Genomic DNA, 12356 nt, shown 5'->3' on the forward strand with positions numbered 1-12356 from the left:
CGGTGGCGATCACCCGCTCCGCGCGGTGGAAGTACGGCAGGTTCGCCCCGGCGCTGGCGGGTGGCGAGCACGTGGTCTTGCGGCGAGCGGCTCATGCGGTCGTGGACGGCCGCGAAGAGCGGGTGGCCGGGCATTTCATCGTTGAAACGCATCGATAGCGGCGGGCTCAGGACGTGCCCTGTTGACTGCTGTATGACGTTGTGGCAGCGTCTGCTCACCCTCAATCCGGATCGAAGCGCTTCGACAAGAAGGCGGTAGCGGCGTGGTCACCAGCGCTGACGCGGCTCGGCACGGCGCGGACACCCTGCTGTGGTTCCGCACGCCCGCCCAGGTCTGGGAGGAGGCGCTGCCGCTGGGCACCGGGCGGCTGGGGGCGATGGCCTTCGGCGGAGTGGACCGCGAGCTGCTCCAGCTCAACGACGACCGGCTGTGGACCGGCGGGCCGATGCGGCCGCCGCACGGCGATCCGACCGCGGTGGCACGCGCCCGGCGGCTCGCGCTGGCCGGTGACGCGGCGGGCGCGGATGCCCTGCTGCGGACCATCCAGGGCCCGGACACCGCTCGCTACCTCCCGCTCGCCGACCTGTGGCTGGACGTGCGCCTCGTCGGGCGGGACGGGACGTCCGGGGCCTACCGGCGGCGGCTGGACCTGGGCACCGGGGTGCAGACGGTCAGCTACCGGGTCGGGGACGTTGGGGTGCAACGGGAAGCGGTGTGCCATCCAGGTCTGCACGTGCTGGCCTGGCGGGTGCGGGCCGAGGGCGGCAACGCGGTCGAGGTGGCGGTGCGGCTGGAGAACGCCCTTGGTGGCAACGGTTTCGGCGGCGGTGACGTGACCGGGCTGTCCGGTGTGGCCGGGATGGCCTACGCGGTGGCGGCCGTGGTCGAGCGGGACGGGCCGGACGCGGTGACCGTGTACGTGGCCACCGAGGCGGGATACCGCGGCCCGGACACCGAGCCGGAACGGGATCCGGCCGAGTGTGCCCGGCTGGCCACCGCGCGCGCCGAACAGGCCCGGTGGCTGGGCTGGGCGCGGTTGCGGGCGGAAGCCGTTGCCGCGCACCGGGAACTGTTCGACCGGGTGCGGCTGGACCTCGGGCAGGCCCCCGACCTGCCGACCGACGAGCGGATCACGCGCGCGGACCCGGGGCTGGCCGCGCTGCTGTTCCACTTCGGGCGCTACCTGCTGATCACCAGCTCGCGGCCGGGCACGCTGCCGGCCAACCTGCAGGGCATCTGGAACCCGCATGTGGAGCCGCCGTGGCGGGGCAACTACACGCTCAACATCAACCTGCCGATGAACTACTGGCCCGCCGAGGTCACCGGGCTGCCCGAGTGCCACGAACCGCTGCTGGAGTTCGTCGAACGGCTGGCCACCCACGGCCAGCTGGTGGCCAAGGCGCTCTACGCCGCGCCCGGCTGGACGGCCCACCACAACAGCGACCCGTGGTGCCTGGCCACCCCGGTGGGCGAGGGCACCGGCGATCCGGCGTGGGCGAACTGGCCGATGGCCGGCGCCTGGCTGTGCCTGCACCTGTGGCAGCACTTCGAGTTCGGCGGCGACCTGGACTGGCTGCGCGAGCGGGCCTGGCCGGTGATCCGCGGCGCGGCGGAGTTCTGCGCGGCCTGGCTGATCGAGCACGAGGGCGGGCTGACCACCGCGCCGTCGACCTCGCCGGAGAACCACTACCTCGACGCCGCGGGTCAGCCTGCCGCGGTGGGCGTCGGCGCGACCATGGACCTGGCGCTGACCTGGGAGCTGTTCCGCTGCCTCGCCGCGGCCGCGGAGGCGCTCGGCCTGACCGGGGACGAGGTGGTGGCGCGCGCGGACGCGTTGCTGTGCAGGCTGCCCGCGCCGCCGCTCGGCGCACGCGGTCAGCTGCTGGAGTGGGCGGCCGAGCTGCCCGACGCCGAACCGGGCCACCGGCACGTCTCCCACCTGGTCGGCCTGTACCCGGGGCAGCGGATCGACCCGGTGCGCACCCCGGCGCTGGCCGCGGCGGCCCGGCGGGCGCTGCTGGCGCGGGGCGACGCGGGCACCGGCTGGTCGCTGGCCTGGAAGACCGCGCTGTGGGCCCGGCTCGGTGACCGCGACCGCGCCGCGGAGCTGCTCGCCCAGTTCCTGGCCGATGCCACCGTGCGCAGCGGGCAGGGCGGTGTGTACCGCAACCTGTTCTGCGCGCACCCGCCGTTCCAGATCGACGGCAACTTCGGCATCACCGCGGCCATCGCCGAGATGCTGGTGCAGGGCCATCCGGGCGAGCTGCGGCTGCTGCCCGCGCTGCCCAGGGCCTGGCCCCGCGGTTCGGTGCTGGGCCTGCGCGCACCTGGCGGCGTCACCGTGGATCTGGCCTGGGATGACGGCGAGCTGACCACGGTGGTCGTGCACGGCCTCCGGTCGCCGATCGCGGTGCGCTACCGGGACCACCTGGCGCGCCTGGGGCCCGGCGGCCACCAGGTGCTCGACGGCAGACTGACCGGGCTCAGTTGAGGGCGGTGGTGCTGCCGCGGTCGGTGAGCCGGGGCTGGAGCAGCCGCACCTCCGGCGGGTGCTCCTGTTCGAGCCGGGACATCACCATCTCGACCGCCATCGCGCCCAGCTCGTCCACCGGAATGGCGACCGAGGTGAGTGGCACGGACTGGTTCTCCGCGACCTCGTCCGGGCACAGCGTGATCACCGACAGGTCCTCGGGCACCCGCAGCGACCGGCGTTGCAGCTCCAGCAGCAGCGAACCCAGCACCGCCTCGTTGTGCACCACCAGGCCGGTGACCGCGCGTCCGGGAGCCAGCACCTCGTCCAGGCACCGCACCACCGCGTCGTAGGCGGGGGAGCAGGGATGCGCCGAGGAGGTCAGGCCGCGCTTGCCGGCCTCGCCCTCGAACCCGGCCAGCAGCCGCGCGGCGTAGCTGGTGCCCCGCTGGTACACCGCGGGGGGCGAGCCGATCAGCGCGATCGAGCGGTGGCCGCGCTCGCCGAGGTGGGCGGCCAGCTGCCGGCCCGCGGCGGCGAAGTCGAGGTCGGCGCAGCTGAGCCCGTCGTGGTCGTCGGGCATGCCGAGCAGCACCACCGGCGCGTCCACCGCGCGCAGCTCGGGCACCCGCGGATCCGCGCTCTCCACGTCCATCACGATGATCGCGTCCGCCATCGCCCGCGCGGTGACCCGGTGCGCCTCACCGGGACCGGCCTCGTTGGTCAGCAGCAGCACGTCGTAGTCGTGGGCGCGCGCGGCCGAGGCGATCGCGGAGACGAACTGCATGATCACCGGCATGTTCAGCCCGGACCGCAACGGCACCACCAGGCCGAGCACCTGGGACCGGTTCGAGGCCAGCGCGCGGGCCCCGGCGTTGGGGTGGTAGCCGAGCGCGGCGATGCTGCGCTGCACCCGGCGCCTGGTCGCCTCGGAGATGGCCCGCTTGCCGCTGAGCACGTAGGAGACGGTGCTGGTGGAGACCCCGGCGTGGCGGGCGACCTCTTTGATGGTGATCATGCCCGCCCTTCGCGCCACGCCGGTTGCCTGCCAGGCATGGTAGTGCCACCGCGGCCGCGGTCAGCCGAAGACTCGGCGCTGGATCTCGCGGCGGTAGTCGGCGAGCGTGTTGTCCAGGTGCACCCCGGTCGCGTGGGCGGAGCCGACCCCCTCGGTGCGGTGCTACTCCTCGGCGGTCCGACCCGCTTCGTGCGCCTGGCGCAGCCACCGCTCGGTGGTGCTGACGTGCATGAGGGCCGCCGCCTGCGCGAGGCCGGCGTCGCCTTCGACGAGTGCGGCGTAGATGGCCTCGTGTTCGGCCAGGGTGCGGTCGGCGGAACCGGCCTCGACCAGGCCGCGCCACACCCGGGCGCGCAGGGTGCTGCTGGAGATGCCGTCGACGATCGTGGTCAGGGTCTCGTTGCCGGTGGCCGCGACGACCGCGCGGTGGAAGGCGGCGTCGTGCTTGTTGAGCAGCTCGACGTCCTCCCTGGCCGCGTGCATCGCGTCCAGGTGGCCGCGGATCTCGGCGAGGTGGGCGGGGGTGGCTCTGGTGGCGGCGAGTCCGGTGGCAATTGGCTCGAACAGGCGGCGTGCCTCGGTGAGTTCGAGCAAGGTGTTGTCCTGCATCAGCTCCACCGCCAGGCCGAGTCCTTCGAGCAGGACGGCGGGGGCGAGGCTGGTGACATAGGTGCCGTCACCGCGGCGCACGTCGAGTACCCGGGTGACGGCCAATGCCTTGACCGCCTCGCGCATGGGGCTGCGGGAGATGCCCAGTTCGGCGGCCAACTGCTGTTCAGGCGGCAGTTTCGCGCCGGGTGGCAGCTTCCCGGACTGGATCAGCGCGCGGATGCGGGCGATCGCCTCGTCGGTGAGGGACACGCCTCGACCATACGGCCAGACATATGACGTCTGTTACCGACTGAAGTAGTGACTGGACGATCCGGCCCGCTTCTTCTATACATACATATGTTGTCTGCGGTCCGCATCGCCGGCGACGAAGGAGTCCACGAACCGAGCAGCGGCCACCGGCGTGACCAGCCGGGTGGTCCGCCGACTCACCGGGAACGCGGCACTGACCCAGCGGTCCAGTTGTCGCGGCATTGCCCTGTTCCCGAATAGCGGTGAATGCTCGGGACGTAGTCTTTTCGAAATGCCGGTAATTGTGCTCCGGAACCGTGAACAGGCCGTCTGACGAGCCTGTTCGATGAATTCGACCACGGTGTCGAATTAGGTCCCCGGAATGGACGCATTGTTCAGTCGAGTAGCGTCATGTTAGCGTTCACATTAACGTTGTATTACGGCTCGTACGAACCTATTGGGGTTCTCATGCGCGGTAAATCGTTTGTTCCCAGTCGTGGTGCGCGGGCGCTGGGCGTCCTCGTCTCCGCCCTGCTGGCCGCGGCGGTGCTCGCCGGTGTCCCGGCCGGCGCCGCACCCGCCGCCGACCTGCGGGTGATGCCGCTGGGTGACTCGATCACCGAAGGCGTGGCCGTGCCCGGCGCGTACCGGACCGGGCTGTGGCGACGGCTGACCGGGGCGGGGCACCGGGTGGACTTCGTGGGGTCGCTGGCCAACGGGCCGTCGAGCCTGGGGGACCGCGACCACGAGGGGCATCCCGGCTGGCGGATCGACCAGATCGAGGCCAACGTCACCGGCTGGCTGCGGCGGCACACCCCGCGCACGGTGTTGCTGCACATCGGCACCAACGACGTGCTGCAGAACCGCGACCTGCCGAACGCGCCGGCCCGACTGTCCACATTGCTCGATCGCATCACCGCGGCCGCACCGGCCGCCGAGGTGCTCGTCGCCACCATCATCCCGCTGGCCAACCCCGGCCAGGAGGCGAACGTGCGCGCGTACAACGCCAGGATCCCCGGCATCGTGCGGAGCAAGGTGAACGCGGGCAAGCGGGTGCGCCTGGTCGACATGCACGCCGCGCTGCGCCCCGCCGACCTCTACGACGGCATCCACCCGAGCGCGGCGGGCCACGACAAGATGGCCGCGGCCTGGTTCAGCGCGCTGCGGACGGCACCGGAGACCGTCGGCGCGCCGGAGGCGGACAACCCGGCGGCCACCCCGCCGCTGGGGTGGAACAGCTGGAACAGCTTCGGCTGCAACGTCAACGAGACCACGGTCCGCCAGGCGGCCGACGCGATGGTCAGCTCGGGGATGCGGACGGCGGGCTACCAGTACGTGGTGGTCGACGACTGCTGGTTCGACCCGCAGCGCGACGCCCAGGGCAACCTGCGGGCCAACCCGACCAAGTTCCCGAGCGGGATGAAGGCGCTGGGGGACTACATCCACAGCCGGGGCCTGAAGTTCGGCATCTACCAGGTGCCGACCGAGCGCACGTGCGCCCAGCGGGTGGGCAACTACCCTGGCCAGACCGGCAGCAAGGGGCACGAGGCCCAGGACGCCCGCACCTTCGCCTCCTGGGGGGTGGACTACCTCAAGTACGACTGGTGCTCGCCGGAGGGCAGCAGGGACGAGCAGGTCGCCCGGTTCCGGCTGATGCGGGACGCGTTGCGCGCCACCGGGCGGCCGATCGTCTACAGCATCAACCCGAACAGCTTCCACACGATCACCGGGGACGAGTACGACTGGGGCCAGGTCGCCGACCTGTGGCGCACCACCGAGGACCTGCTCGACATCTGGCAGAACGGCAACGTCAACAGCTACCCGATGGGGGTCGGCAACGTCGTCGACATCAACGCTCCGCTGGCCGCGCAGAACCGGCCGGGCCACTTCAACGACCCCGACATGCTGGTGGTCGGCAGGCCGGGACTGTCGCTGACCGAGTCGCGCGCGCACTTCGCGCTGTGGGCGCTGATGGCCGCGCCGCTGATGGCAGGCAACGACATCCGCACCATGTCCGCTGACGTGAGCGCGATCCTGCGCAACTCCCGGCTGCTCGCGGTGAACCAGGACCGCCTCGGCCTCGGTGGCAAGCGGGTCCGCGACGACGGCGCGACCGAGGTCTTCGCCAAGCCGCTGGCCGACGGCTCGGTGGCGGTCGGCCTGTTCAACCGCGGCGGCGGCGCGGCCACGATCAGCACCACGGCCGCGCAGATCGGCCTCGCCGGCGGCTCGTTCACCCTGACCGACCTGTGGACCGGGGTCACGGCCGCCAGCAGTGGCCAGATCAGCGCGAACGTGCCCGCGCACGGCGTCGCGGTGTACCGGGTCTCCGGTGGGACTCCGTTGGCCAGCACGACCTCCCGGCTGCGGGGCGGGTCGGGCCGCTGCCTCGACGTCGACAACGGCTCGACCGCATCCGGTGCGGCCGCGGTGATCTGGGACTGCCACACCGCCGCGAACCAGCTGTGGACGACCTGGGCCGGCGGCGAGGTCCGGGTCTTCGGCGACAAGTGCCTGGACGCGGAGAACCGGGGCACCGCCAACGGAACCCGGGTGTTCACCTGGCCCTGCAACGGTCAGGACAACCAGAAGTGGACCCTCAACGCCAACGGTTCGGTCACCAACGTCCACTCCGGACTGTGCCTGGCCGTCAACCAGGCCGCCACCGCCAACGGGTCGCGGCTGGTCCTGTGGACCTGCAACGACCAACCCAGCCAGCAGTGGGCTCGCGCCTGACCAGGGAAGGGCCAGTGTGATGTCACGTCAACGAAGACTGCGCAGCGCGGCCTTGGCCATCGCGGCGACCCTCAGCCTGCTGGTCAGCGTCACCGGCGCGGCACCGGCCGACCCCGTGCCCCAGCCGAGCGCGACGTACAACAATCCGTTGCTGTGGCAGGACTTCGCGGATCCGGACATCATCCGGGTCGGCGACACCTACTACTACTCGGCCTCCACCATGCACTACTCGCCGGGCGCGCCGATCCTGCGCTCCTACGACCTGGTGCACTGGGAGGTGGCCGGTCAGTCGGTGCCGAAGCTGGACTTCGGCGCGAAGTACGACCTCAACGGCGGCCGGGGCTACGTCCGGGGCGTTTGGGCCTCCTTCCTCAACCACCGCAAGAGCGACAACACGTTCTACTGGGGTGGCTGCGTCGACTTCGACAAGACGCACATCTACACCGCGGCCGCGGTCGAGGGGCCGTGGCGGCGGCACACCACCATCAACAAGTGCTACTACGACGCCGGTCTGTTGATCGACGACAACGACACGATGTACGTGGCCTACGGCAACAAGAACATCAGCGTCGCGCAGCTGTCGCCGGACGGCCGGACCGAGGTGCGCTCGCAGCAGGTGTTCAGCACTCCGCCGGACATCGGCACCCTGGAAGGCGCCCGGTTCTACAAGCGCGGCAACGACTACTACATCTTCCTCACCCGCCCCGCGAACGGGCAGTACATCCTGAAGTCGACCAACGGACCCTTCGGGCCGTACGCGATCCAGCAGCTGCTGCTGGACATGCCGGGCCCGATCCAGGGCGGCGGCGTGCCGCACCAGGGCGGCCTGGTGCAGACCCAGCACGGTGACTGGCACTACCTGGCCTTCGTCGACGCCTACCCCGGCGGCCGGGTGCCGGTGCTCGCGCCGGTCACCTGGACCGCCGACGGCTGGCCGCGGCTCCAGACCGTCAACGGCGCATGGGGCAAGAGCTACCCGTTCCCGAAGCTGCCCTCGCGCCCGCTGAAACCGATGCTCGGCGTGGACACCTTCCCCGGCCCCGGACTCGGCCCCGAATGGGAGTGGAACCACAACCCCGACGACACGAAGTGGTCTGCCAGCAACGGTTTGCGGCTGCGGACGGCGACGGTCACCAACGACCTGTCCTCCGCGCGCAACACCCTGACCCACCGCATCACCGGCCCGAGCTCGACCGCGACGATCGCACTGGACCTCTCCGGCATGCGCGACGGCGACCGCACCGGGCTGGCCGTGCTGCGGGACTCCTCGGCCTGGATCGGGGTCAAGCGGGAAGGCGGCCGCAACCGCGTGGTGATGGTCAACGGCCTCACCATGGACGGCAGCTGGAACACCACCGGCACCGGCCGCGAGGCCGCCGGCGCGAGCTTCAGCGGCAGCCGGATCTTCCTGCGTGCCAACGCCGACGTCCGGCCCGGCGCGGGCAGGCAGGCCCGCTTCTCCTACAGCGCCGACGGGGTGAACTTCACCCCGCTCGGGCCCGGGTTCACCCTGAACCACAACTGGACCTTCTTCATGGGCTACCGGTTCGCCATCTTCAACCACGCCACCCAGGCACTCGGCGGCGCGGTCACCCTCCAGCGCTTCGAGCTGACCACCCCGTAACCACCTTCCCGCTCGACCGTCGAAGGAAGGCGTCATCGTGAAACGCTTGGCACTCCTGGCTGTCGCATGCCTGCTGGCGATGTCACCCGCCGTCGCCAGCGCGGACAACCCCATCGTCCAGCACGTCTACACCGCCGATCCCTCGCCGCTGGTGCACGACGGCCGCGTCTACCTCTACACCGGACACGACGAGGACGGCTCCACCACCTTCACCATGAAGGACTGGCGGGTGTGGTCCTCGGCGGACATGGTGAACTGGACCGACCACGGTTCGCCGTTGAGTCTGGCCACGTTCAGCTGGGCCCGCTCCGACGCGTGGGCCGGGCAGGCGGTGTACCGCAACGGCAAGTTCTACTGGTACGTCCCGGTGACCAGCCGCGCCACCGGCCGGTACGCCATCGGGGTCGCGGTCTCGGACAGCCCGACCGGGCCGTTCCGCGACGCGATCGGGCGGCCACTGGTGGAGAACGGCGAGATCGACCCGAGCGTGTTCATCGACGACGACGGCCAGGCCTACCTGTACTGGGGCAACCCGAACCTGTGGTACGTCAAGCTCAACGCGGACATGGTGTCCTACGCGGGCAGCGGTCCCACCCGGATTCCCCTCACACCAGCGGGTTTCGGCGCGCGCACCGGGGATCCCAACCGGCCGACCCTGTACGAGGAGGGGCCGTGGGTGTTCAAGCGCAACGGCCTGTACTACAACGTCTACGCCGCGAAGTGCTGCTCCGAGCACATCGCCTACTCCACCGCGCCGGGACCGACCGGGCCGTGGACCTACCGGGGCACGGTCATGCCGACGCAGGGCCGCAGCTTCACCAACCACCCCGGCCTGATCGACTTCAAGGGCGGCAGCTACTTCTTCTACCACAACGGCGCACTGCCCGGCGGCAGCGGCTACACCCGCTCGGTCGCGGTGGAGAAGTTCAGCTACAACCCCGACGGCTCGATCCCGACCATGACCATGACCACGGCCGGTCCGCCGCCCGCTGATGTGCTGAACCCCTTTGTGCGCCAGGAAGCCGAGACGATCGCGTGGGGTTCCGGCATTGAGACCGAGCGCGCCAGCGAGGGCGGGATGAACGTCGGCTGGATCGACAACGGCGACTGGATCAAGGTCAAGAGCGTCGCCTTCGGCGGCGGCGCGCGCTCCTTCACCGCGCGGGTGGCCTCGGGCGCGGCCGGTGGCGCCATCGAGCTCCGGCTCGGCGGGCCGAACGGCACGCTGGTCGGCTGGTGCACGGTGCCCGGCACCGGCGGCTGGCAGAACTGGGCCACGGTGTCCTGCCCGGTGAGCGGCGCGACCGGGACGCAGGACCTGCACCTGCGGTTCACCGGCGGCAGCGGCTACCTGTTCAACCTGAACTGGTGGCAGTTCGCCAGGTGACCCGCGACCGCCCTGGACCCTGCCCAGCACGGCGAGAAAGGACAACCATGCCCATGTCAGCTCTTCCCTCCAGCCGGTGGCGGCAAACGCTTGCCCGCGCGGCTGCCGTGACGCTCACCGCCACCGCCACCATGGCCGTGCTACCCGGGATGGCCCACGCGGCAAGCACTCTGGGCGCCTCGGCGGCCCAGACCGGCCGGTACTTCGGCGCCGCGGTGGCCGCGGGCAGGCTGGGTGACGGCCAGTACACGAACATCCTCAACCGGGAGTTCAACTCGGTCACCGCCGAGAACGAGATGAAGTGGGACGCCACCGAACCCTCCCGCGGCAACTTCACCTTCGGCGCGGCCGACCGGATCGCCGGCCACGCGCGCAGCCGCGGCCAGCGCCTGCGCGGCCACACCCTGGTCTGGCACTCCCAGCTGCCCGGCTGGGTCAACGGCATCCGGGACGCGAACACCCTGCGCGGCGTGATGAACAACCACATCAACGCCGTGGCCGGGCGGTACCGCGGCCAGATCCACTCCTGGGACGTGGTCAACGAGGCATTCGCCGACGGCGGCAGCGGCCAGCTCCGGCCCTCGGTGTTCCGCGACGTGCTCGGCAACGGGTTCATCGAGCAGGCCTTCCGCACCGCCCGCGCCGCCGATCCCGGCGCCAAGCTCTGCTACAACGACTACAACATCGAGGACTGGAACGCGGCCAAGACCCAGGGTGTCTACCGGCTGGTCCGCGACTTCAAGGCCCGTGGCGTGCCGATCGACTGCGTGGGCCTGCAGGCGCACTTCGGCAGCGGCGGCGCGCCCGGCAGCTTCCGCACCACGCTGGCCAACTTCGCCGCCCTCGGTGTCGACGTGCAGCTCACCGAGCTGGACATCGCGCAGGCCCCGCCCAACGCCTACGGCAACACGGTCCGGGCCTGCCTGAGCGTGCCGAGGTGCACCGGCATCACCGTCTGGGGCATCAGGGACAGCGACTCCTGGCGCGCGAACGAGAACCCGCTGCTGTTCGACCGGGGCGGCAACAAGAAGCCGGCCTACGAGGCGACGCTCGCGGCCCTGAACAACCGACGGTGACCCCACATTCGTGAGCCTTCAGGAAGGAGACGCACATGCTCGGCATGGCGAGAACCCGGAGACGGAACGGGCTGCCCACGGCGGTGGCCGCGGTGGCCGCCCTGCTGGCCGGTCTGCTGGCCGGAGCGAGTCCCACCGAGGCGCGGGCGGCGAGCCCGGAACCCCAGGGAGGGCAGCAGGTGACCAACCCCGACGGCGACAAGTCCGCGGCGAACCTGCCGTCGAACTTCCGGTGGTCCTCCAGCGGTGTGCTGGCCGGTCCGAAGCCGGACGCCCAGCACTCCGGCGCGCTGGCGGTCAAGGACTTCTCCGTGGTGCGGCACAACAACCATTGGCTGGTCTACGCGACCACGGCCAGCCCGTCCGGCTGGGGACTGGTGCAGTACGCGTTCAACGACTGGTCCCAGGCCGCCTCGGCGCGGCACACCTATCTGGACACCTCCTCGGCGATCGGCCGCGGGTACCGGGCCGCGCCGCAGCTGTTCCACTTCGCGCCGAAGAACCTGTGGTACCTGGTCTACCAGACCGCCCCGCCCACCTACTCGACCAGCACCAACCCGGCCGACCCGCGGTCCTGGTCGGCGCCGCGCACCTTCATCGCCCAGGAACCGCCGATCGTCCAGCAGAACAAGGGCGACGGCCAGTGGATCGACTTCTGGGTCATCTGCGACTCGGCGAACTGCTACCTGTTCTTCAGCGACAACAACGGCCACATCTACCGGGCCCAAACCTCGCTGGCGAACTTCCCCAACGGCTTCGGCAACACCCAGATCGTGCTGTCGGACGCCAAGTTCGCGCTGTTCGAGGCGACCAACGTGTACAAGGTCGCCGGCCGGGACCAGTACCTGCTGATCCAGGAGGCGATCGGCTCCACCGGGCGGCGCTACCTCCGCTCCTTCACCTCGCCCAGCCTCACCGGCAGGTGGACACCGCTGGCCGCGACGGAGAACCAGCCCTTCGCCGGGCGGAACAACGTCAGCTTCCCCGGCGGGGCCTGGACCCAGGACATCAGCCACGGCGAACTGGTGCGGGCGAACAACGACCAGACGCTGACCATCAACCCCTGCCGCCTGCAGTACGTGTACCAGGGCATGGATCCCAGGGCGGGTGGTGAGTACATCCGGCTGCCCTGGCGGATGGGTCTGCTCACCCAGACCAACTCAACCTGCTGACCGAGCCGGCCGCCGCCCCGTGCGGCGTGCGGG

Annotated in this window: 8 protein-coding genes; 6 read left to right on the top strand and 2 right to left on the bottom strand. The window is 70.9% G+C overall.

Going from position 1 to position 12356, the window contains the following annotated elements:
* Nucleotides 1-262: 262 nt before the first annotated feature.
* Nucleotides 263-2491: a glycosyl hydrolase family 95 catalytic domain-containing protein gene (locus tag N8J89_RS17380; RefSeq protein ID WP_283665399.1), complete on the top strand. Its 2229-nt coding sequence runs from the start codon at nucleotides 263-265 to the stop codon at nucleotides 2489-2491.
* Here N8J89_RS17380 and N8J89_RS17385 read toward each other — a convergent pair.
* Nucleotides 2484-3506 carry a LacI family DNA-binding transcriptional regulator gene (locus N8J89_RS17385; protein ID WP_349497489.1) on the bottom strand — a complete coding sequence of 341 codons (1023 nt, stop codon included), beginning with the start codon at nucleotides 3504-3506 and terminating at the stop codon, nucleotides 2484-2486. The genes N8J89_RS17380 and N8J89_RS17385 overlap by 8 nt on opposite strands.
* Nucleotides 3507-3650: 144 nt before the next feature.
* Entirely contained in the window at nucleotides 3651-4349 is a 699-nt protein-coding gene (locus tag N8J89_RS17390; protein ID WP_283665401.1) for a FadR/GntR family transcriptional regulator, read from the bottom strand.
* Between the two features lie 447 nt (nucleotides 4350-4796).
* On the opposite strand from N8J89_RS17390, the gene N8J89_RS17395 reads away from it, so the two are divergent.
* The 5 genes from N8J89_RS17395 (at nucleotide 4797) to N8J89_RS17415 (ending at nucleotide 12323) form a co-directional block, all read left to right on the top strand.
* Nucleotides 4797-7064 (top strand): ricin-type beta-trefoil lectin domain protein, encoded by a 2268-nt coding sequence (locus tag N8J89_RS17395; protein ID WP_283665402.1) that lies wholly within the window; start codon nucleotides 4797-4799, stop codon nucleotides 7062-7064.
* A gap of 19 nt (nucleotides 7065-7083) precedes the next feature.
* Complete coding sequence (locus tag N8J89_RS17400; RefSeq protein WP_283665403.1) at nucleotides 7084-8688, top strand: glycoside hydrolase family 43 protein; 1605 nt, start codon at nucleotides 7084-7086, stop codon at nucleotides 8686-8688.
* Nucleotides 8689-8767: 79 nt separating this feature from the next.
* Nucleotides 8768-10075: a glycoside hydrolase family 43 protein gene (locus tag N8J89_RS17405; protein ID WP_283665404.1), complete on the top strand. Its 1308-nt coding sequence runs from the start codon at nucleotides 8768-8770 to the stop codon at nucleotides 10073-10075.
* A gap of 107 nt (nucleotides 10076-10182) precedes the next feature.
* Nucleotides 10183-11151, top strand: coding sequence for a glycoside hydrolase family 10 protein (locus N8J89_RS17410; RefSeq protein ID WP_349497490.1), 969 nt, complete (start codon nucleotides 10183-10185; stop codon nucleotides 11149-11151).
* A 35-nt stretch (nucleotides 11152-11186) separates the two neighbouring features.
* Nucleotides 11187-12323, top strand: coding sequence for a glycoside hydrolase family 62 protein (locus N8J89_RS17415; protein WP_283665405.1), 1137 nt, complete (start codon nucleotides 11187-11189; stop codon nucleotides 12321-12323).
* Nucleotides 12324-12356 lie beyond the last annotated feature (33 nt).

This window comes from Crossiella sp. CA-258035, assembly GCF_030064675.1.
Lineage (GTDB): Bacteria > Actinomycetota > Actinomycetes > Mycobacteriales > Pseudonocardiaceae > Crossiella.

Excerpts from the sequence above, each read along its gene's own strand:
- N8J89_RS17395 (WP_283665402.1), top strand. The coding sequence starts at position 4,797 with ATGCGCGGTAAATCGTTTGTTCCCAGTCGTGGTGCGCGGGCGCTGGGC.
- N8J89_RS17400 (WP_283665403.1), top strand. The coding sequence starts at position 7,084 with ATGTCACGTCAACGAAGACTGCGCAGCGCGGCCTTGGCCATCGCGGCG.
- N8J89_RS17405 (WP_283665404.1), top strand. The coding sequence starts at position 8,768 with ATGTCACCCGCCGTCGCCAGCGCGGACAACCCCATCGTCCAGCACGTC.
- N8J89_RS17415 (WP_283665405.1), top strand. The coding sequence starts at position 11,187 with ATGCTCGGCATGGCGAGAACCCGGAGACGGAACGGGCTGCCCACGGCG.